This is a genomic window from Salarchaeum sp. III (assembly GCF_036418315.1).
GTDB lineage: Archaea > Halobacteriota > Halobacteria > Halobacteriales > Halobacteriaceae > Salarchaeum.
In genome coordinates this window covers 1-22,863 of sequence record NZ_JAZHPG010000010.1, presented here as the reverse complement: position 1 = coordinate 22,863, position 22,863 = coordinate 1, and the positions used below count along the sequence as shown (strand labels likewise).

Below are 22,863 nucleotides of genomic sequence, written 5' to 3'. Positions count from 1 at the left end.
GTGTCCCGACGCGCCCTCCTCGCGTGCGTCCTCCTGCTCGTCGTCGCCGGCGTCGCCGCGCCGGTCGCGGCCCGTCCGCCGCCCGAAGACGTGGACGGATTCCCGGCGTTCGCGGGCGACCGCGCCGACTACCCCGCATCGGACGTGACGAACGTCTCCGTCACCGTCTCCGTCGCCGCGAACGGCACGAGCGCGTGGACGGAGCGCGCGACCCACACCAACCCCGAGACCGCGGACGCGTTCCGCGAGAACGCCACGCTCAGACGGCTCGTCGTCGACCGAGCGTTCGACCACCGGTTCGGCCGCGCGACCACAGGGCTCCACTCTCACGTCGACGGAGACACGCTCGTCGTCACGTACCGCCTCGACAGCGTCGTCCACACCGGACCGGGCGGCGGCGTCCTGTTCGCGCCGTTCGCGGGCTACGGGAACGACTACCGGCCCGACGGCGCGGACGTGACGATACACGCGCCCGATGGGTATCGCGTCACCGCCGCGCCGACCGCGATGGCCGTCCGTGATAGCGCCGTCCGGTGGAACGACTCGACGGGCGCCGGTCCCGCCGGCGTCGCGTCCGGCCTCGTCACGTTCGCGCCCGAGGACGCTACACTCTCGGGCGTTCGCGGCGAACTCGCGGTAGCCGCGACGTACGGCGCGTCGACGCTCCAGACCGCCGCGGGCGGCACCCTGCTCTACGGCCCCGGGTTCGGCCTCTTGCTCGCCGGCCTCCTCAGCCTCTCCGCCGCACTCCTCGGTACGCCCCGCATCGCGTCCAGCCGAGAGCAACTCGAACGCACCGGGTTCGTCGGCGTCCTCGTCGCGCTCTTCGCGTGGCTGCTCGTCACGGCCTACCCAGACACGGGCGTCACACCCGGCGTCGTCGTCCCGTGGTGGCTGGTCGCGCTGACCGTCACGCTCCCGGCCGCGCTCGCCGGTCTCGGACTGCTCGCGCTCGCCCGCCGGTACGACCGCGGGGGAGTGCGAAGCGTTTAATCGGCCGCCCGCGGAACCTCCACGCATGAAGCGGCTCATCATCGACGGGGACCCGGGCGTCGGGAAGGACGCCGTCATCGAGCACGACGGCGAGGAACAGGTCCTCTTCGGCATCTCGCGGAACGGCGACTGGCACGGCCCGAAGCGCGTCCAGCTCTGGTGCACGATGGGGACCGAGGACGAGCGCGAGGACTTCGAGAAGCGGAACTTCGTCCCGCAGTGGCTGGACGTGGAGCGCGTGGACGCGGCGGACGTGACGGTCGTCGACCCGGCGAGCGCGCGCACCTAAGCCGCGAGCGCGGACTGGTTCACGGCGTACACGGTCACTTCCTCGTTCTCGTAGGCGACCCTGATTCCGGGTTCCGAATCGAAGGAGGCGGAGCCGTAGGCGTCGCGTTCGAGCGGCCCGTAGTAGATGTACTGTACGTCGTAGTAGTCGAGGAGGACCGCCCGGGATTCCGCGCTGTCGAGCGTGTAGAGGAACTCCACATCGCGAACGCGGCGGTCGTAGGTCTCGGCGTCGTGGTAGTTCCGCGCGTGCACCCATCCGGCGACAGTCGGGATGCCGGTGAGGCTCGACGCGGGGTTCGCCCACTGGTAGATGTCGGTACTCGGCCGGGAGACGATGGTCGGCTGGCCGTCGATGTTCTCGTCCATCCACTCGATAGCGGCGGCCTCATAGGGGTGGTAGTCCTCCGCGGTCTCGAACGCGTCGAGCGACGGGTCGCCCATGTCGGCGAAGTGTCCGGAGAGCGAGAGCGACGCGTACGGCACGCAGAGCGAGCAGACGAGCAGGGCGACGAGCGCGACGCGGAGCGCGCTCGCACGGTCGAGGTTCCGAACGTCCGTGAGTCGGTCGCGGGCGTGCGGGAGGAATCCGGCGAGCGCGACACCGCCGGCGATGGCCCAGAGCGCCCACACCTGCGCGTACGTCTTGAACACGGTGTTGAACCGGCCCGCGCCCGCGGCGTCGTTCAGGTACGCGAACTCCACGAGCACGACGAGACCCGCCCCCGCGACGACGAGCATCGTTTCGTACCCCGCGTCCCGCCGGCGGAGAACGTACCAGCCCGCGACGACGAGCGGGCCGACGAGTGCGAGGCCGACGAGGTCGAACAGCCAGCCGAACGCCGCGAGCGCGAGGCAGACCGCGACGGCCGCGACGGTGAGCACGCGAGCATCGGTGTCACGTGCGGTCTTCCGGGCGAGATATGCGGCGAAGACGGCGAGGAACGCGCCGTGCACGAGCACGAACGGGCCGAGCGGGCTGCGTTCCGGGAGGACGGCGAGCGTCTGTTTGCTCGCGCCCGTGAGGAGGACCGTGGAGACGAACGGCCACGTCCACGCGAGCGCGAGCGGAACCACCGGAAGCACGAGGAACAACGCGACGACCGGACGAGCGACTTCCGCGCGAACGCCGTCGAGCGCAGGGCGGATGCGCGCGGGGAGGAGCGTCCACGGTGCGCGCGGGGCGAGCGCGAGTGCGAGCCACGCGAGACCGACCCCAGTGGGGAAGCTCCACGTGTTCGTCGCGAGCAGAAGACCGAGAGCGGGCGGGAACGCACCGTACAGGAGGAGGCGCCGCCGCCACACGCCGTCGGTGTGCCAGTACGCATAGAGCACTGCGAGCGCCGCGACCAGCACGGTGACGCTCATCATGTGCGCGTGCAGGTCGCCGTTCAGGTACGCGAACAGCGGGAACTCGTTGACAGTGCCGGGGATGACGCGGCTCGCCGGCCAGTACGAGAACGCCCCCGGGTCGATAGCAGCCGTTTCGTAGGGAACGTCGACGAGGCCGGCGAGCCAGTGACCGAGACCGTCCGGGAGGAGCGTGACGACCACGCGAACGGGCGTTCGGAGGTTGCTCGCGAGACCGAACAAAAGCGCCGCGAGCACGCCACCGGCGAGCGGCCGATAGCCGCGGTGGCGAGCGAGTTCGCGGCCGAACCCGAAGACGGCGGTGACGGCCATCGCGTAGAACGACGCGAGCGCGGGGCCGTACGCGAACCGCGGGTCGGTGCCCGCGAGCGTCGTGAAAAGTGCGGCGACGAGGTGGCCGCCGTAGTAGTAGACGACGTGCTCGCCCGCGAACCAGAAGTCCTCGGGCGGCAGGCTGTCCCCGCGGAGGAGCGACCGCAGGAGGCCGTAGTCCAGGAACTTCTCACCGCCGCCCGCGTACACACCGGGGTCGGCGGCACGCACCGCTATCAGGAACAGGAACGCGACCGAGAACACGCCCACCGTCGCCGCGAGCGCGCGACCGTCCACGTCCAGCCCGTTCCGCGCAAGCCACAGCGACACGCCCACGAACACCGCGAGCACGCCGAGAATCACCGGTAGGCCGAACGAAACGCGGCCGAGCCAGAGAACGGGCACCGTCACGCAGACCACCACAACGGGGAGCGCGACGAACGCTCCGCCGTCGCGCGCGTCCGGCAGCAGCCGCGACGCCGCCGGCACCCCGAGTCCGAGGACCGCCACCAACAACACCCACCAGACCGCGACGACCCCGTACTCCATCACCACCAACACCCCGGGCCGACGGCATACGCTTTGGGATATCCGAGAAGGACGGACAGAAACTCGAACAGCTACGACTGCGCAAAGGAAGTCACGTCAGAAGTAGCGGGAGGTAGATTTGAACCTCGGTCGTTCCGCGTACGCTCCACTCCCTGATTCAAATCTACTCATCTCACTCATTCGCTCATGGGAGTCGCGGAGACGAACTCTGCGACGGAAAATATTCGCTCGAAGAATAGCGGGAGGTAGCTTTGAACCAACGTCAGACGATCGCTCGCCGCGCTCGCGCTGCGACTGACTGGGCGCACAAATCTACTCGCGTACGGCTTCATTCACGACCGAACGCACCCACGAGTGCGCTCGGTGTTTACGTCAGAAGTAGCGGGAGGTAGATTTGAACTACCGATCTCCGGGTTATGAGCCCGGCGGAATCTCCTGGCTATCCCATCCCGCTACCAGTTCGTAGTCGAGTGCGACGAATAAGGGTTGTGATTCGGTCGCCGTGTGGGAGTTCGCACCTCACTCGAGTTCGCCCAGAAGGGCGTCCGCGGCGGCCGCGGACGACTCGGGACCGCGGGCGGTGACGAGGTCGCCGTCCACGGTGACGGAGGTGTCCGCGTCGAGTTCCGCGTCCCAGTCGCCGCCGGCCGCAACCACTTCGTCCTCGACCCAGTACGGGAGTTTGCGGCCGTCCGGCATCCGGCCGTAGTCGTCCACGATACCCTCCTCCCACGCGTTCGGGAACCCGGTGACGTCGCGGCCCGCGACGAGGAACTCGCCGTCGGCGTTCTCGCGTCGCGCTCGCGGCCCACCACCGCTCGCGTCTTCCGAAGCGCGTGGCGCTTCGTAGGTGAACGCGAGGATGCCGACCGCGTGACAGACGACAAGGGCCTTTCCGTCGTCGCCCGCGACCGCGTTTCGGAGAAGGCGGCGGGCGTCTCTGTCCTGATTCACGTCCCACGCGGTGCCGTGTCCGCCCGGGAACACGACCGCGTCGTACCCCTCGGCCTCGACGGCGGCGAGCGGTTCAGGGTCGTTCAGTCGGTCGTCGTTCTCGTGCACGTCACGCACGAACTCCGCCGTCTCCTCACCGACCTCGTCCGGGTCGGCCGAGCGCTCGTCCAACACCGGCGGCGACCCGGACGGCGTCGCCACCGTACTCTCGAACCCCGCGCTGTCGAGCGTCGTCAGTGGTTCCGCGCACTCTTCGCCCCAGTAGCCTTCCTCGCTCACGACGAACAACGCACGCGACATACCCGAGAGAACGGCCGTCGCGAGGAAAAATGGTGCGCCGGCGGTGGCGCGTGCCGGTTAGTCGTCCGCGGGTTCGATGGTTTGTGCGACGCCGTCCGCGTGGAGGTGGCAGGCGGCCGGGTGGCCGGTGCCGGTGTCCATCAGGTCGGGTTCGGACTGCTCGCACACGGTCTCGAACTCGTCGGCGAGCAGCGACTGCGCGGCGTCGAGGTTGCGGCGGACGATGTCGTCGAGCGCCTCGTCGAGCACGGATTCCGCCGCGCTACTCGTGAGTTGCTGGGGAATATCGTGCTCGCGGCGCAGTTCGTCCTTCATGCGCTCGCGTTCCGCCGCGGTCGCGGACTCGTCGTCCTCAACCCCAACGAACTCGCGAAGACTGTCGACGTCCACGCCGTGTTCGTTCATCGCGACGCGGAGGTTCATCACGCCCCGCCAGTTCTCCTGTTCGAACTCGTAGCCCTCGGGCTGGATGACTTCCGGGCACCGAGAGTGGAAGTTACACCCGGACGGGGGGTTCGAGGGGTTCGGCACCTCACCGTGCAGGCCGGCGTCAATGCCGCGCGAATCGAGGTCGACGGTCGGGATGGAGCGGAGGAGAGCCCGCGTGTACGGATGCTGGGGGTTTTCGAAGAGCGACTCGGTATCACCGATCTCCACGATCTTCCCGAGGTACATCACGGCGACGCGGTCGCAGACCTCCCGCACGACGCTCATGTCGTGGCTGATGAAGAGGATGGAGAGGTCGAACTCGTCCTGGATGTCCTTCAGGAGGGAGAGGACTTCTGCCTGCACGGACACGTCGAGCGCGCTCACCGGTTCGTCGGCAACGATGAGACGTGGGTTGACGACGAGCGCGCGTGCGAGCGCGACCCGCTGCTTCTGGCCGCCGGAGAGTTCGTGCGGGTACCGATCGGCGTCGTCGGCGTTCAGGCCGACGCGCTCCAGAAGGTTCCGCGCGATTTCGAGGCGGCGCTCGCGCGGCCCGACGTTGTGAATCCGGAGCGGCTCCGAGATGGACTCCCCCATCGTCATCCGGGGGTCGAAGCTCGAATCCGGATTCTGGAAGATCATCTGCGCCTCGCGGCGGAACCGCTTCAGCTCGGTGTCGTCGTACGTCGTGATGTCCTCGCCGTCGAAGTTCACACTCCCCTCTGTCGGGTCCTCCAGGCGGAGGATGCTCTCCGCCGCCGTGGACTTCCCGCAGCCGGACTCGCCAACGAGCCCAACGGTTTCGCCGGGCGCGATGTCGAACGAGATGCCGTCGACCGCGCGCACGCGGCCGACCTCCTTGTTCAACAGGCCCTGCGTTATCGGGTAGTGCTTCTTGAGGTTCCGGACTTCGAGAAGCGGTTCGCGTGCCGTGGATGTGGATAGCTGCTGGCTCATCGTTCGCCTCCGTCGGTGGTTACGTCCTGCTGGTTCGCGTTCTGCGCGGTGTCGAACGAGAGGTCGGACGCGTCGTATTCCGGTCCGTAGTAGACACAGGACGCGTCGTGCGACCCCTCGATAGTGTGACGGGGCGGCTGCTCGCCCGTCCGACAGTCCTCGGTCGCGAACTCACATCGCGGGTGGAACCGACAGCCGTCCGGCGGGTTCGTGACGCTGGGAAGCGCGCCCGGAATGCGGTTCATCGACTGGCCACGACCCGGGAGGCACTCGATAAGCGCGTTCGTGTACGGATGCGAGGGGTTCTGGAACACCTCCTCGACCGTCCCGGTCTCCATGACCTTCCCGGAGTACATCACCACGACGCGGTCCGCTATCTCTGAGACGACGCCGAGGTCGTGCGTGACGAAGATGATGCTCATCCCCATGTCCTCCTGGATGTCCTCCAGGAGGCGGAGGATTTGCGCCTGAATCGTCACGTCGAGCGCAGTCGTCGGCTCGTCCGCGATGAGGAGGTCTGGATCGCAGGCGAGCGCCATTCCGATGAGCACGCGCTGTTTCATCCCGCCCGAGAACTCGTGCGGGTAGTCGTCGACGCGCGCGCTCGCCTCCGGAATCCCGGTCTCGTCGAGCAGTTCGATGACGCGCCGCCGCACCTCCTTCTTCGACATATCGTCGCGGTGGATGCGGAGCGTCTCCCCGATCTGACGGCCGACCTTGTACACGGGGTTCAGGCCGTTCTGCGGGTTCTGGAAGATGTGGCTGATGCGGTTCCCACGGATGTTCTGGAGTTCCTTGTCGGTCATCGACGTGAGGTCCATCCCGTCGAACGTGACGGACCCCTCGACGATTTCCCCGGGCGGCATGTCCAGGATTTTCGTGATGGACTCGCTCGTCACCGTCTTCCCGCTCCCGGACTCGCCGACGATGGCGACGGTTTCGCCCTGTTCGACGTCGAACGAGACGCCGTCCACGGCGTACGCGGTGCCGTCCTCCGTGTGGAAGTGCGTCTTCAGGTCTTCGACGGAGAGGAGGGGGCCGCTCACAGGCCACCACCCCCACCGACTTCCTGCCGGGGGTCCATCGCGTCACGCATCGCCTCGCCGACGTAGTAGAACGCGAGCACGGTGAGGAACAGGAAGACACCCGGAATCGTGGATATCCACCAGGCCTGCTCGATGTTCGCCTGACCGGCGGCGATGGTGCGACCCCACGAGAACGTGTTCGGGTCGCTGAACCCGAGGAACGCGAGCGACGCCTCCCCGAGGATGAATCCGGGGACGGAGACGGTCGCGCTGATGATGATGCTGTTCGCGGAGTTCGGAATCAGGTGCTGGCGGACGACGTACAGCATGTTCGCGCCGGACGCCTGCGCCGCCATGATGTACTCCTCTGCGGAGCGCTGGAGCGCCTCGCCGCGCACCGTCCGGGCGACGCCCTCCCAGCTGAAGAACCCGAACAGGAGGATGATCATCCAGAGTTTGCTACCGAAGAGGTACGTCAGCAGGAGCAGGAGCATGAACGTCGGGAAGACGGACTGGATGTCCGTGTACCGCATCAGGACTTCGTCCATCCAACCGATGTCCATCGCGGTCGCGAGCGCGGCGACCGCGCCGACGAGTGAGCCGATGAGCACCGTGAACACGGTCGCGATGAAGCCGACTTCCATGCTGACGCGCATCCCGTACACGACGAGCGCGAGGATGCCGCGTCCCTCGGCGGACGTCCCGAACGGGTACTGCATCGTCCCCGTCTTCTCGACGCCATTGATGGTCGCGGTGACGCCGGCGGGCGGGAGGATGCGGTTGTCGAACCGGATCTGTGGCGGGTCGACGAGGACCGGTCCGACGATGCCGACGATGAAGATGAAGGCGAGCCAGCCCAACGCGAGGACGGCCATCTTGTTCTTCTTGAACCGCTTCCAGTAGAACTGCCGCATCCGTTCGTTCTTGTAGAGCGGGTAGACGCCGTGGAAGAACATTGCGACGAGCGTCACGAGGAACAACCACTCGACGCTGAGCACGTCCCACCCGAGGATGAGCGGGTGTTCGTTCTCGATGACGTAGTGGTCGTACACGAACAGCACGCCGATAACGAGGTACGAGAGTAGCTCCAGGAGGCCGGCGCGGGTGAGAGCGAACGTCGAGACGTCCTGCGAGTCCCACTCGATGTCTTCGAACGAGATATCGTTATAATCTGATGACATAGTTATCTGTTACCGTAGTCAATTCGCGGGTCGAGAACGACGTACGCGATGTCCTCGAGTAGGTTCCCGATAATCGCGAGGAACACCGTGAGCAGGGTGGTTGCCAGGATGAGTGGCGTGTCCTGCTCGACAATCGCGGTGTACGTCATGTACCCGAGCCCGGGAATCGCGAATATCTGTTCGATGATCACGGACCCCGACCAGAAGATGGCGAGGAGACTCCCGACGAAACTCGTCGAGAGCGGGACCGCCGCCATCCGGAGGACGTGGTGAATCATGAGACGGTACTGGCTCGCGCCCTTCGCCTTCGCGACCTTGACGAACTCCTGATTCATCTGCTCGAGCGCCTGTGCGCGCGAGTACCGCATCTGCCACGCGAGCGACGCCGTGAGCAGCACCGTGATGGGGAGTACGAGTTGGAGGAAGTTCTTCACCGATAACCACCCGTACTCCAGTGGTATGCCGCTCTGATAGTACACCGGGAGCGCGTCTATGTTCACGGCAAATAACATTATCAGGACGATGGCGAACCAGAAGTTCGGGATGCTAATCCCGAAGAACGCCACGAACGACCCGGCGTAGTCAGTGACCGTGTACGGTTTGTACGCCGAGTACAGTCCGAGGCCGTACCCTATCAGTGTCGACAGTATCAGGACGGGTATCGCGTACTGCGCGGTGAACTTCCACGCTGACAGTATCGCTGGAATCACCATCTGCGACCGGGAGTCGGACCACCCCCAGTTCAGGGTCGCCATGTTCACCATGTAGTTCACGTACCGTTCCGTAACGGGCTGGTCGAGTCCTTCCCGTTCGCGGAACTGCTCCCGACATTCTGCGGGGTCGTCTCCCGTCGTCGCACAACTCATCATCGCCTGCATCTGTCCCTGGTTCGGGGACGCAGTGACGAGCGCGAACGTGAACGTGAGCGCGATCCACACCGCTACGAACGTCCACAGAATGCGCTTCACTATATACCATTTCATAAATATATGACGTGGTGAGGGCGTATAGGCGGCAGTTAGCGGCCGCTACTTCCGTCTGAGAAGTACATCCGCGTGGAAGACCGATCCTGGAGCATGTTCCAGTAGCTTTCCGGCGGACTCTCGCCGATGTTCTGCACCTGATTGCGGTACGCGTAGAAGTTGTACGGGTTGTACTCGAAGATGACCGGGCGCTCCTCGGAGAGGTAGAGCAGCATCTCCTGAATCGTGCTCTGGGCGGCTTCGCGGCTCTCCGCGGTCTGCGCCTCGTCACGCATCGCACCGAGGTCTCGGTCGGGCGTGTAACCGTACGCGTTGAAGTTGCCCTGCTCGCCGAACAGGCTCGCGATGGTGCCGCTGGGCGTGAGCGGACCGTACTCGAACCCGAGCGTCATCATGAGGTCCCACGAGCTTCCGGAGACAACTTCGTCCCACGGACCGGGGTTGTAGGGGCCGCCACTGGTGTTGTCCTCGCCGTACCCGATGGTGCCGTCGAAGCCCTCGGCCTTCTGTCCCGGCTGGAAGAAGTTGCTGAGGAGGCTCGTCCAGGAGGTCGTCTCCTGATTGAGCGCAATACCGACCTGATTCAGCCGCTGCTTGAGGTAGGCGGCGCGCAGGTCGTCGGTCTCACCCGACTGGTAGACGACCGTGAGTTCGACCTGGTTTCCGTCCGGGTCGACGAACGTGTCGCCGTCGTAGCCGTAGCCGCTGTCAGTCCCGGATTCGAGGAGTTCGCGCGCTTTCTCGAGCGATCCGTCGAACGTCACGGGGTCGTCGGGTGCGTACGGACCCCAGGACGGGTGGAGCGTGTTCTGGGTCGCGGCGCGGCCGTTGAGGATGTTCTCGACGATGAAGTTGTTGTTGTAGATGTGCGCCAGCGCGTGACGGACGTCCTTGTTCCGGAGCTGATCCCAGCCGTTCGCGCGGTGGTTGATGCCGAGGTAGCCCGACCAGGCGCGGTAGGGGTTCTCGTAAATCTGGAGGTTGTCGGACTCGTTGTTCTCGTACGAGCCGACCTGCGTCGACGGAATGAACGTTCCGTCGATTTCGCCGGCCTGTAGCGCCTGCCGCGCCGTCTGGGCCTTGTCGAAGTACTGGAAGTGGTACTCGTCGAAGTACGGCGCTTCGGTGAAGATTTCGGGGACGCGGTCGTCGTTCGCGGCCGCCTCGCGGAGGTAGTAGTCCTCTCCACGTTCGAACTCCATGATGGACTGCTGCGACCACCGCTTGAGGTCCCACGGTCCGAGGTTCCCGTTGAAGGTCGCGCGCATAATCGCATTGTCCTGCGCGAGGCCCTCCGCGTTTTGGTCTTCGACGTAGGGCTTCGCGATCTCCTTCGGAATCGGGAACATGTAGGAGAGCGGCTCGTTGTACGGGAAGAACGGCCGCGAGCTCGGGATGGTTTCCCGAATCGTGTACTTGTCTACCTTCTCGAACTGAATCGGTTCTTCGGCACTCCCGACAGTGAACTCGGAAGCGTACGTGAAGTTCGCCCAGTCAGCCGTCCAGATGTTGTCGATACACCAGAGGTAGTCGTCCGCGGTCAGTTCGCCGTACCCTTCGCCGAACTGGAGGTTCTCGCGGAGTTTGATGTCGACCTGGTTGACCGGCTGCTCGACGGTCATGTCCTCGAACCAGAGCGGGAGGAAGTCCGCGTACTCGGGGCTCTCGCGGACGTACCCCAAGTCCATGACCATCTCCGCTCGCGCGGAAGTCTCTCCGTCACCGACGCGGAAGACGTTCAGGCCGTTCGTGTTTCCGGTGGTTCCGTAGATGAACGTGCCGCCGGAGGGGATTTCGTCCTGAGAAATCGTGGTACCGGACGTTGTCGTGTCCGAGGTCGTCGTGTCGCCACCGCCGCTGTTACATCCTGCGAGGCTCGCAGCCACGCCGGTCGCGGCCATGTACTGCATGACACGTCGCCGGTCAAGACTGCTATCACTGTCATCTCCATCGTCTGCCAGTTGGTTCCGTCTCGTGTTGCCGGATGGCATGGTATGGAAAAACAAACATGTGCATAAATATCCTTCGATGACAGCGGGTATGTTCGCGAAACGGAGGCTCTCTAACGATTTCCAAACGCCTAGAAGTAGTTAGCTAAAATTCTAAACCATCACGAAAATACGTTACTGAGTGGCGATCGGCCGTCCTGTCAGTAATCACCGTCTTCGTCCGTAATAACGACTTCGCCGTCGATCACGTCCACGTTGATGAGTGTCTTTACGTCGATGTCGTGCTCGTCGAGTTCGTTCGGTCCCTCCTTCTTGATGACGGCAACTACGTCGCTGACGTCCGCGCCGATGTGGTCGAGCGCGTCCGTGATGGCGCGAAGCGTCCCGCCGGTCGAGAGCACGTCATCGAGCACGAGCACACGGTCGCCCGCGTGCACGTCATTGATGTACATCTCGGATTCCGAGTAGCCCGTCTGCTGCGTCAGCGAGACTTCGTCTTCGAGACCGTAGGAGCGCTTGCGGATGACGACCAGCGGAATGTCCGTCATCAGCGAAACCGCGGTGGAGATGTGGATACCCATCGCCGCCGGGGTGACGATCTTGTCGACACCCTCGATTTCGGCCTTCCGAATGATCTTGATGACTATCTCCCGGAGGAGTTCGGGTTCGAGAACGGGGACGCCGTCGCTGATTGGGTGAACGAAGTACTGGTAGTCGTCTTTCTCGATGATCGGCGCGTCGAGGAGGGACCGCTTGAGCCTATCCATGTTGACGCTACGTGCCCCGAGAGTAAAAACTGACGAATCGATAAGAGCGAACGATTAAGTTATGACTACCCCATCGTACTGGCGTGCAACCAACCCCCGACCTACCGGTAGTGTTCGCGCTCCTCGCACTGCCGTTCGTCGCCGCCGCGGTCACGCCGCTCGTCCATCGGGCACTGGGCGAACGCACGGCGTACTTCGCGGCGGTCGTGGCGCTCGCCTGTTTCGGGCTCGCCGCGTCCCAGTACGGAACGGAGGGTGTCGTCTCCGTGCAGTGGATTCCCGCGCTCGACGTCTCGCTCAGCCTCTACGTGGACGGCCTCTCCCTGCTCGTCGCGTTCCTCGCGTCCGGCGTGGGCGTGCTCGTGTTCACGTACTCCGCGGGCTACATGCACGGCGAACCCGGCCTCGCGAAGTACTACGCGACACTGCTCGCGTTCATGGGGTCGATGCTCGGCGTCGCGCTCGCCGCGGACCTCGTCGCGCTCTTCGTGTTCTGGGAGCTCACCAGCATCGCCTCGTTCGTCCTCATCGGCCACTACTCCAGTCAGGACTCGGCGCTGTACGCCGCCCGAAAATCCATGTTCGTCACCGTCGGCGGCGGATTGTTCATGCTCGTGGGATTCGTCCTGCTCGCGAACGCCACCGGGACGTTCAGCATCGCGACGATGCTCACTCAGCCCGAACTCGTGCGCGAAGCGCTGCGCTCGCAGGGCGTCCTCCTCCCCGTCGTCGTTCTGGTGGGTATCGGCGCGGCGGCGAAGTCCGCGCAGGTCCCGCTCCACATCTGGCTGCCGGACGCGATGGAAGCCCCCACTCCAGTATCGGCGTTCCTCCACTCCGCGACGATGGTGAAGGCCGGCGTCTACCTCGTCGGCCGCCTCCGCCCGGTCCTCGTCACCGACGAGTGGACGCTCCTCTTCGCGACGCTCGGCCTCATCACGATGACCGTCGCCGCCGTGTTGGCCATCGCAGCGACCGACATCAAGCAACTGCTCGCGTACTCCACCGCGAGCCACCTCGGATTGATCGTCGCCGGGTTCGGATTCGCGTCCGTCCTCGGCGCGGAGACGGGCGCGTTCCACATCCTGAACCACGCGATGTTCAAAGCGCCCCTCTTCCTCGTCGCCGGCATCGTCGCGCACGAGGCCGGCACCAGAACCATCAGCGAACTCGGCGGCCTCCGCCATGACCTCCCGATTACGGCCGCGGTCACGGTCGTCGCGGCGCTCGGGATGGCGGGCCTGCCGCCGTTCAACGGCTTCTACTCGAAGGAGTTCCTCTTCGAGACGACGTACGAGTTCGCCGCGCACGCGGGCGGCCTCGCGTGGGTCGTCCCCGCCGTCGCCGTGCTCGGGAGCGTGTTCACGTTCCTCTACTCGGTGCGCTTCCTCATGCTGTTCTTCGGCGAGAAACCGAGCGGCCTCGGGCACGTCCACCGTCCACCGCTCACGATGCTCGCGCCGCCCGTGCTGCTCGCGGCCGTCGCGGGCACTATCGGACTTAACGGCTTGCTCGCGTCCTTTCACGCCGGATTCGCGCCTATCACGGAGTTCGTCGCCGGCGTCGTGAACAGCACGACCGCCGCCGGACACGGCGGCCACGAGTTCTCCTACTACGTTCCGACCTACGTCAGCCCTGCGCTCGTCATGAGCGCGACGACCATCGCGCTTGGCCTCGTCGCGTACCCGGCGTACGGCCGCCTCCACGACGCGCTCCACGCGCTCTTCCGCGCCGTCCCGCAGATTCAGGCGGACTGGTGGTACGACACGGCCGTCGGCGGCCTCGGCGGCGTCTCCCGCGGCGTCGCTCGAACCGTCCAGAACGGCAACCTCCGGACGTACGCCGCGTGGACGCTCGCCGCGACAGCGGGCCTCACGCTCGCCGGGTACGCGGCCGTCGGCGCGTCCCTTCCCCCGGTCACGTACTCGCTCTCGATTCCGCTCCTGCTCGTCCTCCTCACCGCCGTTGTCGCCGCAGCCGCGGTGACCGTCGCGCCATCCCACACGACGGGCGTTCTCACGCTCTCCATCCTCGGATTCATGCTCGCCATCTTCTACATCCTCGCGAGCGCGCCCGACCTCGCGCTCACCCAGCTCGTCGTCGAGACGCTCGTGCTCGTCATCTTCCTGCTCGTGCTCGACCGACTGCCCTCGTACTACGGCGAGACCCGGCTCTCCCGGAAACTCCGGGACGCCGGTCTCTCCCTGCTCGTCGGGGCGACGGTCACCGTGACCGTGCTGCTCGCCACCGCGGGCAGCGACCCGACGTCGAGCATGACGCCCGTCTCCGGCATCGACACCGAACACATCGTCGAGCTCGCGGTCGAGAAGGGCGGCGGGACGAACATCGTGAACGTCATCCTCGTCGACCTCCGCGCGTTCGACACGCTCGGCGAAATCGGCGTCGTCGCCATCGCCGCGCTCTCAGTGGTGACCCTCATCGCGATGCGGGAACGCGGAGGTGAAGCGGAATGAGCACGATAATCCTCCGCACGGTCACCCGCCTCGCCGTCCCCATCGTGTTCATCACGTCGTTCGCGCTGTTCCTCCAGGGCCACAACCTCCCCGGCGGCGGGTTCATCGCGGGCGTCCTCACCGCCACCGGGCTCGCTCTCGTCTACATCGCGTACGGCCTCGACTTCCTCGAAGAAACCGTCTTCCGGCGCTCCATCGGCGGGAGCGTCGAACATCTCCAGCACGGACTGGTCTCCGATTACCGCCGGCTGTTCGCCGTCGGCCTCGCCATCGCCGCCGGCAGCGGCCTCGTCTTCATCGCGCTCGGGATGCCGTTCATGTCGTACGGCTACACGTACGGCTCGTTCCCGCTCTACGACCACATCGAACTCGCGTCGGCGGTGGTGTTCGACTTCGGCGTCTACTGCGTCGTCGTCGGCAGCCTCCTCACGGTTCTCTCGGTGGTGGGTGAAGAATGACGGAGACCACGCTCGCCGTCGTGCTCGGCGCGCTGTTCGCGTTCGGCACCTACCTCGTCCTCCGCCGGGACGTGGTACGGGTCGTCTGGGGCGTCACCATCATCAGTCAGGCCGCGAACGCCTACCTCATCACGATGGGTGACATCGCGGGCTCCGTCCCCGTGTTGGGCCATCACGGCCCGCCGTTCACCGGGACCACGGACCCGCTCGTGCAGGCGCTCGTGCTCACGGCCATCGTCATCGGGTTCGGGACGACGGCGTTCGCGCTCGTCTTGACGTACCGCGTCTACGAAGAACACGGCACTATCGACCTGGAGGAACTATGAATCAGTTCGTCATCGCGCCGTTGCTCGTCGCACTCTGCACAGCCATCCTCACGCTCCTCACCCGCCGGTTCGGCCGCACTCAGCGCGCGCTCAGCCTACTCGGCAGTCTCGGGTACGTCGCCGCCGTCGCGTGGCTCGTCACCTCAGTATATCCGGGTGGAACCGCGGTCTACCACCTCGGGGATTGGGTCGCGCCGTACGGCATCGTGCTCGTCGCCGACTCGCTGTCCGCGTTCATGCTCGCCATCTCGGCCGTCGTCACCCTCCCAGCGCTCGTGTACGCGACCCGCCACATCTCGGCGTTCGGCCAGAAAGTGTCATTCCACCCGCTCTTCCACCTGATGGTGGTCGGCGTCACCGGCTCCTTCCTCACGGGCGACATCTTCAACCTCTTCGTCTGGTTCGAAGTGATGTTGCTCTCCAGTTACGTCCTCGTCGTCTTCTACTCGGGGCCGGAGCAGACGACCGCGACGCTGCGGTACGTCGTCCTCAACCTCGCCGGGAGCGCCGTCATGCTGCTCGCCATCGGCGGCCTGTACGCCACGACGGGCACGCTCAACATGGCGGACATGGCGCACCGCCTCGCGAACGCCCAGCAGTACGGCGTGCACGTCGCACCCGTGCTCGGCCTCACCGCGCTCCTGTTCGCGGTGTTCATGGTGAAAGCCGGCGCCGTCCCCTTCCACTGGTGGGTGCCGGACGCGTACGCCGCCGCGCCCGCACCCGTCTCCGCCGTCCTCGCGGGCGTCGTGAAGAAGGTCGGCGTCTACGCCGTCATCCGTCTCTACTTCACCGTGTTCGCCGCCGCGCCACTCACCGAGCTCGCGCTACCGGGTGACACCGTACTCGGGTTCTTCGGCGTCGTCCTGCTCGCCATCGCCGTCCTGAGTATACTGTTCGGCGGCCTCTCCGCCGTCGGCCAGCGCGAACTCGACCGCCTGCTCGCCTACTCGAGCATCAGCCAGGTCGGCTTCATCCTCGTCGCGCTCGCCGCGGCCGCGCTCCGACCCGAATTCGCCGCCGTCGGCATCGCCGCCGCGCTCGTCTACTCGCTCACCCACGCGCTCGCGAAGAGCCTCCTCTTCCTCCTCTCGGGCCTCATCGAGGACGCCACCGGAACGGCGCGGCTCGACGAGCTCGGCGGCCTCGCCCGACAGTCGCCCGTCGTCGCGGGCGCGTTCCTCGTCGGCGGTCTCGGCCTCGTCGGCATCCCGCCGCTGGTCGGGTTCTTCGGGAAATTCCTCGTGTTCGACGCGCTCGTCCAAACCGACGTGGTCGTCGGGCTCGCCGCGGCGCTCGTCGGCGCGATACTCACCGTCGCCTACGTCTCCAGCGCGTGGAACCGCGGGTTCTGGGGCGAATCGTCAGCCGCCGTCGAAGGCTGGAACGCCGACCCCGTGCAGGTCGCGTGCGTCGTCGTCCTCGCGCTCTCCGTCGTCGCCGCCGGCGTCGGCTTCAATCCGATTCTGGAGTTCGCGCGCGCCGGCGCCGACGCCGCGCTCGACCGCGCCGCGTACGTTAGCGCCGTCCTCGAACACGGGGGTGGTGCGGCGTGAAACTGCCCGTGAAGCGCTGGCAGGCGACCGGCGTCGCGCTCGCCGTCCTCTGGCTGTTCGTCAGAGGCGTCCAGTTCACGGCCCGAAACCTCGCCCAAGAGTTCCTCATCGGGCTCGCGCTCGGCCTCCCTACGGCGTACGTGTTCCGCGAGTTCTTCGCCGGCCACGTCGACGTGGCACGGGTCGCGCGCACCGTCCCGTACAGCGCCCTCTACATCGCGGTGTTCCTCTGGGAGCTCCTCACCGCGAACCTCGACGTCGCGCGCCGCGTCGTCGACCCCCGGCTCCCCATCGAACCGCGCGTCGTGACGGTGCCGCTGCGGGTCGAACGCGACATCGCCATCACGACCATCGCGAACAGCATCACGCTCACACCCGGCACGCTCACCATGGACTACGACGACGACCAGAACGCGCTCTACGTGCACGCAATGGCCGCCACGACGGACGAAGACGTCATCGACCCCATCCGGACGTGGGAGGACTACGCGCTCGTCATCTTCGACGAGGAACTCAAGCCCGGCGACCCCGTCCCGAAACGGGACGCGGAGAACGGGGGTGAGTCGGATGGCGAGTGAAGCCGCCGTCCCCGCGTTCCTCGACTACGCGGTCCACGCCGCGCTCGTCGTCGCCGCGCTCCTCACGCTCGCCTGCAGCTATCGCGTGATTCAGGGGCCGACGGTTCCGGACCGCGTGGTCGCGCTGGACACCATCGGCACGAACGTCGTCGCCATCGGCGTCCTGTTCGCGCTCGCGACCGGGCGCGGCCTGTTCGTCCTCATCGGATTGGTCCTCGCCATCGTCGGGTTCGTCAGCACCGTCACCGTCGCGAAGTACGTCATCGAGGGGGACATCATCCAATGAACACGCTCACCGCCGCCGTCGTCACCGCGCTGCTCGTCGTCGGAAGCGCCTTCCTCACCATCGGCACGCTCGGCCTGCTCCGCCTGCCCGACGTGTACAACCGGATGCACGCGACCTCGAAGGCGACCACGCTCGGCGCGGCGTCCATCTTCCTCGCCGGCTTCGTCTACTTCGGCCCCTCGGGCGAGGGACTCACGTCACTCGTCGGCATCGCCTTCCTCTTCCTCACCACACCGACCGGCGCGCACATGATTTCGCGCTCCGCGCAGAAGATGGGCGTCGAGTTCTTCGGGAACACGGAGTGGCCCGAAGACGAAGAGTAGCGCCCCGCACCCTATCGTTCGAGGACTCGGGTTGCACCGTAGCAGACAACCGTGTAACAGCACACGAACGACAAAACGGTCGTCGCGACGCCGAGGAGCGACGAGTAGGGGACGACTCGTTCGAGGACGGAGAGCGCGCCGAGCGAGACAAGGAACGTGAGCGCGCCGGTCAGAGCGGCCACGACAATCGCGACGCCCATCGAGTCGAACGAAGTCAGTTCGCTCCAGCGCGACCGCACACTGTCGAGGGAGGGCATATCCAGAACTAGCGAATCCGGGTTGTTAGTGGTTCGGCCGACCGAGGACGCGCGCGAGTTCGTCCGCGATTCGCAGACCGAGTCCCGTCTTCGTGCCCGTGAACTCGGTGTGTTCGTCCGCGTCCACGAGGAGCGCGCGCGTCTCCTCGCCGCCCATGACGCTCGCGTCGTTCGCCACGACGAAGGAGAGGCGGGCGCGCTCCAGCGTCTTGCGGGCCTGTTCGAGCATTTCGTCGTCGTCGCCGGAAGTCTCGGCCTTGAACCCGACGATGGCGAGGTCGGGGTAGGTCTCCCGGAGTTCGTCGATGAGTTTCGGCGTGGGGTCGAGCGAGAGCGTGAGTTCCTGGCCGCTCCGTATCTTCTCGGGACTGGGTTCGACGGTGTAGTCGCTGATGGCGGCCGCGGAGACGAGCGCGTCGGCGTCCCGGCAGGCGTCGAGCGCGGCGTCCAGCATCTCGGCCGCGCTCTCCACGCGCTCGACGGTCGCGTACGGCGCGTCGTCGCCGTCGTGCACGAGGGTCACGTCGGCCCCGCGGACGTAGCAGGCGCGGGCGACGGCGCGCCCCGTCTTCCCGGACGCGCGGTTCGTGAGCACGCGCACGGGGTCGATGCGTTCGCTCGTCGCGCCCGACGTGACGACGACGCGTTTGCCGTCGAGCGGTCGGTCGCCCGCGGCGCGCGCGACATCGAGGCAGATGGCGTCCTCGGTCGCGATTTTGGCCTTCCCCTCCTCGACGCGGGGGTCGACGAAGGAGACGCCCCAGGACTGTACGCGGTCGATGGCGTCGAGGACGCCGGGGTGGTCGTACATCGGTTCGTGCATCGCGGGCGCGACGACGACGGGCACGTCCGCGCCGAGCGCGGTGGTCGCGCAGGTCGTGACGGGCGTGTCGTCCACGGCGCTCGCGATTTTGCCGACGGTGTTCGCGGTGGCGGGCGCGAGCAGGAGCACGTCCGCCCAGCCGTCGCGGCCGCAGAGGTCGACGTGTTCGACGCCGCCCGTGAGTTCGGTGACGACGTCGCTGTCGGTCGCGAACTCGACGGCCCACGGGTGGACGATGGACTGGGCGCTCTCCGTCATCACCGCGCGGACGGACGCGCCGCGGCGGCGGAGCTCGTGCGCCAGCTCGACCACTTTCACCGCCGCGATACTCCCGGAGATGCCGAGCGCGACGTTCACTCCCTCCAACATTCGTCCGGAGGGAGGGCGAGCACCGTCAAAGTAGTTTGGAGAAGCTGCCACCACCCCAACATATAATTGGTGTCGTGACAGGTCTGAGGTATGAGGCGACGGGCGTTCGTGTCCGCGGTCGCGCTCTCCGCGCTCGCTGGGTGTAGCGCGCGCTCCGCGACGCCGACGCTCCGCTCCCGAACGAGTCAGTCGTTCCCGGAAGCCTGCGCGAACGCATCAGTTGGCGGCGACGTGCGGGAGGTGACGTTCGAGAACGCGAGCGCGGTCGTCGCCGACGGGGCGTCACGTGGCATGGACGTGTACCGGTCGCTCCCCGACTGGCACGAGGACCTTCCGGACTACGCCGCGTCGTTCGTCGAGCGAACCGACTACGCGGAGCGCGCGCTCGTGGTGGTGTTCGTGCGGAACAGTGCGCGTCCGCGCGCCGCCTGCCTCGCCGGTCTCGACCGCTACGACGGCACGCTCTGGGCGCGCGTCGCGGTGGACCCGAGTATCAGCGGCGCGGAGACGATGAAAGTGTGGTTCGTCCGGCGCGGGACGGCGGCGCTGGACGCGACGTACGCGGTGCGTGTGGTGGAACACGCGTAGCTCGCAAATATACCAGCCGGGCCACACTTTTATGTAGCGCTATTTCAATGAGTCGGATGGTGGTCGGCCGCTGACCGCGTCTGTCATCCAACCACTTCCAACGCCGTCGCGCCGACCACCGCTCCACTGAGGAGCACGCGGGAATATCGGTTCCGGCCTCTTGAGTTTTGTTATTCAGAACGACGTGTACAAAATAGTGGGGCGTGGTAGCGTTCGACGATGTTAGTCCTGGACGGACGGGTGCATCGTCGGCAAGTCGGGATGGCGCTCGCTGAACGCGTCCGTCATGCGCTCCATCGACGCGCGCTCGCGGCGCTCGCGCTCCGCCTCGTCGATCTCCTCACAGCCCGGCGGGACCTCGCGACCGCGACCCGTGAAGTAGCCCTCGGGCACGACCCAGTCGTGGTAGAACGGCACGTCCGAGTCCTCGAGGAGGCTGAGCGCGGCCTCCGCCCCGCTGCCCGCGGAGACGACCGCCTGATGGTAACGGCCCGCGACCCGGCCCGCGGCGTACAGTCCGGGAACGCCGGTGCGGCCCTGGCCGTTCGTGTCGAGGTACGTCTTCGTCCCCTGTTCGATGAAGTCGAGACCGAGGTCGTCGAGGAAGGACGCGTCCGACCACGAGGAAACGACGACGAAGTCGAACTCGTAGGTCTCGTCCGCGGTAACCGCGAAGCCATCGGCGGCCGCGTCCACGTCAACGACTTCTGCGTCCACGACGCTCGCACCCGATTCGGTCGCCTTCGAGGTCGGCGCGCGCGGTGAACGTCGCCGCGGTGAGGCCGGCGACGCCGCCACCGACGATGCCAACGGAAGGTGTCTCGGACATACCCGGGGGAACGCGACCGGGAGTGAGAAGCGTCCCGGTTCCGGCGAGCGAACTAAGCCCCGGGCGCACCCAGGGCAGGACGTGAACCGGCTCTCGGTCAGCACCGTCGTCCGCATTCCGCCGAGCGAAGCGTACGAGTTCCTGCTCGACTTCCCCGGGTACGCGGCGTACTCGAACCACCTCACGGGCGTCGACCAGTCCGGCGACGGCGGCCCCGGCACCCGCTATCGCCTCCACTTCTCGTGGTGGAAACTCACCTACACCGTGCAGTCGGAGGTGACCGAGGTGGAGCCGCCACACCGCATCGAGTGGGAGGTGACGAAGGACCTCGACGCGAGCGGCCGCTGGCGCGTCGAACCGGTGGAAACCGAGGACGGCGCCGGGTCGCGCGTGACGCTCGAAGTCGAGTACGACCCCACGTCGGCGGACAACGCGGTGTCGCTCCCGGCGTTCGTTAGCCTCGACTGGGTCGTGGAGAAAGCGGCGGCGCGCGTCGTCGAGGAGGGCGAGCGCGTCGTCGAACGAATCGTCGCCGACCTCGAAGGCGAGCGCCGCGACGTGGACCTCAACGTGGCCACGGAGTGAGGACACGGCGTCGTCAGTCGAAGAAGCCGGACGTCTCGGGCGTGGTGACGACGGGAAGCGTGCCGCCGTGGTCGACGCGGACGTGGGCGTCGTGGTCGAGCGTCGTGACCTCGCGGTCGTCGACGAGCAACACCACGTCCGCGGTTTCGCGTTCGACAGTGAGGTCCGTGGGGAGCGGGAGCACCCAGTTCGACTGGTCGACGCGGAACGGCGCGACCGGGACGACGGAAACCGCGTCGACGCCGGGCGCGACGACGGGACCGTTCGCGGCGCTCCCGTAGCCCGTGCTGCCGGCGGACGTGGCGACCGCGATACCGTCCGCGCGAACGGTGTCGACCGTCTCGCCGGCGGCGTGCACGCCGTACTCGGAGATGCGCGCAGGTTCGTCGGTGACGAGCATCGCGTCCGCGAGCGCGCGGTACGACTCTCCGCCCGTGCGAACGGACAGGAGCGGCGTCGGATGGACGCCCGCGTTCCCGACGAACGCGTGCGTCATCGCGTTCGCGTGCCGGTCCCAGGACGCCGACGGCACGCCCGGCGCGTCTCCCAACACGAGCACAGGAACGTCCGCGCCAGCGCGCACGAGGTCGTACACCGCGGACTCGCCGTCCGCGACCACGAGGTCCGCGTCCGTCACCGCACTCGCGCCGCCCGTCACGGCGTCGCGGTCGTGCTCGGCGACGAACGCCGCGAGAGCGTCGGCGCGCTCGCCGAGCACGCCCACCGTCTCCACGTCCGAGAGTCCCGTCATCGACTCACTCGTCGTACGGCCAGTCGCCCGTTATCTTCATTCCCGTCGCCTTGTCCTCTGCCTCCAGCTGGCTCGCGAGGTCGGCGGGACTGGCGTGCGCGACCGCGAACTCGTCGCTCGCCAGGTCGACCGCGAGGTCCGTGAGGAGGATGGCTTGCTCGCGGAAGTCCCGGAGTTCGAGTTTGTCGAGCGTGTCCGCGAACGTGTGGCCCCAGCCGCGGCCCTCGTCGCCCGTCTCACTCATCACGTGGTAGCCGGGGACGCCCCACTGCGTGTACGGCCAGTGGTCGGAGTGCGGGCCGAGTTCGGGCGTCGTCGTCACCGGATGCCCGAAGCGCTCGCCTACCTGCTCGGCGGCGTCCGCGAGCGCGTCGAACCCGTGCGTCGTGAAGGAGAGCGTGCGGCCGCGAACGACGCCGTCGAAGTTCAGCACGGCCTCGATGGCGTCGTGGTCGCGCTTCTCCGCGTCGTACCCGCGGTAGGTAGCGACCGCGACCGCGCCGCCGACCGCACCCCAGACGCCGTGTGGATGATAGCCGTCCGCGAGCGGGTAGCAGGCGCGGCCGGCACGCGCCGCGGTTTCGTACCCCGCAACGAACGCC

At 66.7% G+C, this 22,863-nt stretch carries 25 protein-coding genes and 1 tRNA gene; 11 read left to right on the top strand and 15 right to left on the bottom strand.

Annotation, left to right across the window (positions count from 1 at the left end; genetic code table 11):
- A complete protein-coding gene (locus tag U3A55_RS00660; RefSeq protein ID WP_330989587.1) occupies positions 1-993 on the top strand; it encodes a hypothetical protein in 993 nt (330 codons plus the stop codon).
- Positions 994-1,018: 25 nt separating this feature from the next.
- Entirely contained in the window at positions 1,019-1,282 is a 264-nt protein-coding gene (locus U3A55_RS00655; RefSeq protein WP_330989586.1) for an HAH_0734 family protein, read from the top strand.
- Here the strand turns inward: U3A55_RS00655 and U3A55_RS00650 are convergent.
- The 9 genes from U3A55_RS00650 to hpt form a co-directional block, all read right to left on the bottom strand.
- Positions 1,279-3,513: a DUF2298 domain-containing protein gene (locus tag U3A55_RS00650; RefSeq protein ID WP_330989585.1), complete on the bottom strand. Its 2,235-nt coding sequence runs from the start codon at positions 3,511-3,513 to the stop codon at positions 1,279-1,281. The genes U3A55_RS00655 and U3A55_RS00650 overlap by 4 nt on opposite strands.
- A gap of 379 nt (positions 3,514-3,892) precedes the next feature.
- Positions 3,893-3,967 (bottom strand) — tRNA-Met (locus tag U3A55_RS00645).
- Positions 3,968-4,032: 65 nt separating this feature from the next.
- Positions 4,033-4,767 carry a type 1 glutamine amidotransferase domain-containing protein gene (locus U3A55_RS00640; RefSeq protein ID WP_330989584.1) on the bottom strand — a complete coding sequence of 245 codons (735 nt, stop codon included), beginning with the start codon at positions 4,765-4,767 and terminating at the stop codon, positions 4,033-4,035.
- Positions 4,768-4,824: 57 nt separating this feature from the next.
- Positions 4,825-6,153 (bottom strand): ABC transporter ATP-binding protein, encoded by a 1,329-nt coding sequence (locus tag U3A55_RS00635; protein ID WP_330989583.1) that lies wholly within the window; start codon positions 6,151-6,153, stop codon positions 4,825-4,827.
- A complete protein-coding gene (locus U3A55_RS00630) occupies positions 6,150-7,199 on the bottom strand; it encodes an ABC transporter ATP-binding protein (protein WP_330989582.1) in 1,050 nt (349 codons plus the stop codon). Before U3A55_RS00630 ends, U3A55_RS00635 begins: the two co-directional genes overlap by 4 nt.
- The gene (locus U3A55_RS00625; RefSeq protein ID WP_330989581.1) at positions 7,196-8,359 is read right to left on the bottom strand and encodes an ABC transporter permease; all 1,164 of its coding nucleotides are present in this window, start codon (positions 8,357-8,359) and stop codon (positions 7,196-7,198) included. The genes U3A55_RS00630 and U3A55_RS00625 overlap by 4 nt, the downstream gene beginning before the upstream one ends.
- Before the next feature lie 2 nt (positions 8,360-8,361).
- On the bottom strand, positions 8,362-9,342 hold the full coding sequence (locus U3A55_RS00620; RefSeq protein WP_330989580.1) for an ABC transporter permease: 981 nt from the start codon (positions 9,340-9,342) through the stop codon (positions 8,362-8,364).
- A 35-nt stretch (positions 9,343-9,377) separates the two neighbouring features.
- Positions 9,378-11,252, bottom strand: a complete 1,875-nt coding sequence (locus tag U3A55_RS00615; protein WP_330989579.1) for an ABC transporter substrate-binding protein — start codon at positions 11,250-11,252, stop codon at positions 9,378-9,380.
- Between the two features lie 239 nt (positions 11,253-11,491).
- Positions 11,492-12,058, bottom strand: coding sequence for a hypoxanthine/guanine phosphoribosyltransferase (gene hpt / locus U3A55_RS00610; protein ID WP_330989578.1), 567 nt, complete (start codon positions 12,056-12,058; stop codon positions 11,492-11,494).
- Between the two features lie 83 nt (positions 12,059-12,141).
- Here hpt and mbhE point away from each other — a divergent pair, with 83 nt between their 5' ends.
- From mbhE to mnhG, 7 genes are read left to right on the top strand one after another with little or no spacing between them, the layout of a single operon-like run.
- Positions 12,142-14,532, top strand: coding sequence for a hydrogen gas-evolving membrane-bound hydrogenase subunit E (mbhE, locus tag U3A55_RS00605; protein ID WP_330989577.1), 2,391 nt, complete (start codon positions 12,142-12,144; stop codon positions 14,530-14,532).
- Positions 14,529-14,990 (top strand): MnhB domain-containing protein, encoded by a 462-nt coding sequence (locus U3A55_RS00600; protein WP_330989576.1) that lies wholly within the window; start codon positions 14,529-14,531, stop codon positions 14,988-14,990. The genes mbhE and U3A55_RS00600 overlap by 4 nt, the downstream gene beginning before the upstream one ends.
- Positions 14,987-15,316 (top strand): sodium:proton antiporter, encoded by a 330-nt coding sequence (locus tag U3A55_RS00595; protein WP_330989575.1) that lies wholly within the window; start codon positions 14,987-14,989, stop codon positions 15,314-15,316. Before U3A55_RS00600 ends, U3A55_RS00595 begins: the two co-directional genes overlap by 4 nt.
- Positions 15,313-16,872 (top strand): complex I subunit 5 family protein, encoded by a 1,560-nt coding sequence (locus tag U3A55_RS00590; RefSeq protein ID WP_330989574.1) that lies wholly within the window; start codon positions 15,313-15,315, stop codon positions 16,870-16,872. Before U3A55_RS00595 ends, U3A55_RS00590 begins: the two co-directional genes overlap by 4 nt.
- 2 nt (positions 16,873-16,874) lie before the next feature.
- Entirely contained in the window at positions 16,875-17,450 is a 576-nt protein-coding gene (locus tag U3A55_RS00585; RefSeq protein WP_442978247.1) for a Na+/H+ antiporter subunit E, read from the top strand.
- Positions 17,440-17,736 (top strand): monovalent cation/H+ antiporter complex subunit F, encoded by a 297-nt coding sequence (locus tag U3A55_RS00580; protein ID WP_330989573.1) that lies wholly within the window; start codon positions 17,440-17,442, stop codon positions 17,734-17,736. Before U3A55_RS00585 ends, U3A55_RS00580 begins: the two co-directional genes overlap by 11 nt.
- Positions 17,733-18,059 carry a monovalent cation/H(+) antiporter subunit G gene (gene mnhG / locus U3A55_RS00575; RefSeq protein ID WP_330989572.1) on the top strand — a complete coding sequence of 109 codons (327 nt, stop codon included), beginning with the start codon at positions 17,733-17,735 and terminating at the stop codon, positions 18,057-18,059. The genes U3A55_RS00580 and mnhG overlap by 4 nt, the downstream gene beginning before the upstream one ends.
- An 11-nt stretch (positions 18,060-18,070) precedes the next feature.
- Here mnhG and U3A55_RS00570 read toward each other — a convergent pair whose 3' ends face one another.
- Positions 18,071-18,316, bottom strand: a complete 246-nt coding sequence (locus tag U3A55_RS00570) for a hypothetical protein (protein ID WP_330989571.1) — start codon at positions 18,314-18,316, stop codon at positions 18,071-18,073.
- Between the two features lie 25 nt (positions 18,317-18,341).
- On the bottom strand, positions 18,342-19,508 hold the full coding sequence (gene coaBC / locus U3A55_RS00565) for a bifunctional phosphopantothenoylcysteine decarboxylase/phosphopantothenate--cysteine ligase CoaBC (protein WP_330989570.1): 1,167 nt from the start codon (positions 19,506-19,508) through the stop codon (positions 18,342-18,344).
- 90 nt (positions 19,509-19,598) lie between these two features.
- Here coaBC and U3A55_RS00560 point away from each other — a divergent pair, with 90 nt between their 5' ends.
- On the top strand, positions 19,599-20,096 hold the full coding sequence (locus U3A55_RS00560; RefSeq protein WP_330989569.1) for a hypothetical protein: 498 nt from the start codon (positions 19,599-19,601) through the stop codon (positions 20,094-20,096).
- A 222-nt stretch (positions 20,097-20,318) separates the two neighbouring features.
- Here U3A55_RS00560 and U3A55_RS00555 read toward each other — a convergent pair whose 3' ends face one another.
- Positions 20,319-20,813, bottom strand: a complete 495-nt coding sequence (locus U3A55_RS00555) for a hypothetical protein (RefSeq protein WP_330989568.1) — start codon at positions 20,811-20,813, stop codon at positions 20,319-20,321.
- Positions 20,794-20,925 (bottom strand): hypothetical protein, encoded by a 132-nt coding sequence (locus U3A55_RS00550; RefSeq protein ID WP_330989567.1) that lies wholly within the window; start codon positions 20,923-20,925, stop codon positions 20,794-20,796. Before U3A55_RS00550 ends, U3A55_RS00555 begins: the two co-directional genes overlap by 20 nt.
- An 81-nt stretch (positions 20,926-21,006) precedes the next feature.
- Between U3A55_RS00550 and U3A55_RS00545 the strand changes: the two genes are divergently transcribed.
- Positions 21,007-21,510 (top strand): SRPBCC family protein, encoded by a 504-nt coding sequence (locus U3A55_RS00545; RefSeq protein WP_330989566.1) that lies wholly within the window; start codon positions 21,007-21,009, stop codon positions 21,508-21,510.
- Between the two features lie 13 nt (positions 21,511-21,523).
- Here the strand turns inward: U3A55_RS00545 and U3A55_RS00540 are convergent, their stop codons facing one another.
- Both U3A55_RS00540 and U3A55_RS00535 read right to left on the bottom strand, forming a co-directional pair.
- Positions 21,524-22,261 carry an ATP-NAD kinase gene (locus tag U3A55_RS00540; protein WP_330989565.1) on the bottom strand — a complete coding sequence of 246 codons (738 nt, stop codon included), beginning with the start codon at positions 22,259-22,261 and terminating at the stop codon, positions 21,524-21,526.
- Positions 22,262-22,265: 4 nt separating this feature from the next.
- The coding region (locus tag U3A55_RS00535; RefSeq protein ID WP_330989564.1) for a M28 family peptidase at positions 22,266-22,863 on the bottom strand (598 nt) is incomplete at its 5' end.

Coding starts and splice junctions, on each gene's coding strand:
- U3A55_RS00625 (WP_330989581.1), bottom strand. CDS start 8,359: ATGTCATCAGATTATAACGATATCTCGTTCGAAGACATCGAGTGGGAC.
- U3A55_RS00560 (WP_330989569.1), top strand. CDS start 19,599: ATGAGGCGACGGGCGTTCGTGTCCGCGGTCGCGCTCTCCGCGCTCGCT.
- U3A55_RS00595 (WP_330989575.1), top strand. CDS start 14,987: ATGACGGAGACCACGCTCGCCGTCGTGCTCGGCGCGCTGTTCGCGTTC.
- U3A55_RS00570 (WP_330989571.1), bottom strand. CDS start 18,316: ATGCCCTCCCTCGACAGTGTGCGGTCGCGCTGGAGCGAACTGACTTCG.
- U3A55_RS00620 (WP_330989580.1), bottom strand. CDS start 9,342: ATGAAATGGTATATAGTGAAGCGCATTCTGTGGACGTTCGTAGCGGTG.
- U3A55_RS00590 (WP_330989574.1), top strand. CDS start 15,313: ATGAATCAGTTCGTCATCGCGCCGTTGCTCGTCGCACTCTGCACAGCC.
- U3A55_RS00650 (WP_330989585.1), bottom strand. CDS start 3,513: ATGGAGTACGGGGTCGTCGCGGTCTGGTGGGTGTTGTTGGTGGCGGTC.
- U3A55_RS00640 (WP_330989584.1), bottom strand. CDS start 4,767: ATGTCGCGTGCGTTGTTCGTCGTGAGCGAGGAAGGCTACTGGGGCGAA.
- U3A55_RS00580 (WP_330989573.1), top strand. CDS start 17,440: ATGGCGAGTGAAGCCGCCGTCCCCGCGTTCCTCGACTACGCGGTCCAC.
- coaBC (WP_330989570.1), bottom strand. CDS start 19,508: ATGTTGGAGGGAGTGAACGTCGCGCTCGGCATCTCCGGGAGTATCGCG.
- U3A55_RS00550 (WP_330989567.1), bottom strand. CDS start 20,925: ATGTCCGAGACACCTTCCGTTGGCATCGTCGGTGGCGGCGTCGCCGGC.
- mnhG (WP_330989572.1), top strand. CDS start 17,733: ATGAACACGCTCACCGCCGCCGTCGTCACCGCGCTGCTCGTCGTCGGA.
- U3A55_RS00655 (WP_330989586.1), top strand. CDS start 1,019: ATGAAGCGGCTCATCATCGACGGGGACCCGGGCGTCGGGAAGGACGCC.
- hpt (WP_330989578.1), bottom strand. CDS start 12,058: ATGGATAGGCTCAAGCGGTCCCTCCTCGACGCGCCGATCATCGAGAAA.
- U3A55_RS00540 (WP_330989565.1), bottom strand. CDS start 22,261: ATGACGGGACTCTCGGACGTGGAGACGGTGGGCGTGCTCGGCGAGCGC.
- U3A55_RS00600 (WP_330989576.1), top strand. CDS start 14,529: ATGAGCACGATAATCCTCCGCACGGTCACCCGCCTCGCCGTCCCCATC.
- U3A55_RS00615 (WP_330989579.1), bottom strand. CDS start 11,252: ATGCAGTACATGGCCGCGACCGGCGTGGCTGCGAGCCTCGCAGGATGT.
- U3A55_RS00635 (WP_330989583.1), bottom strand. CDS start 6,153: ATGAGCCAGCAGCTATCCACATCCACGGCACGCGAACCGCTTCTCGAA.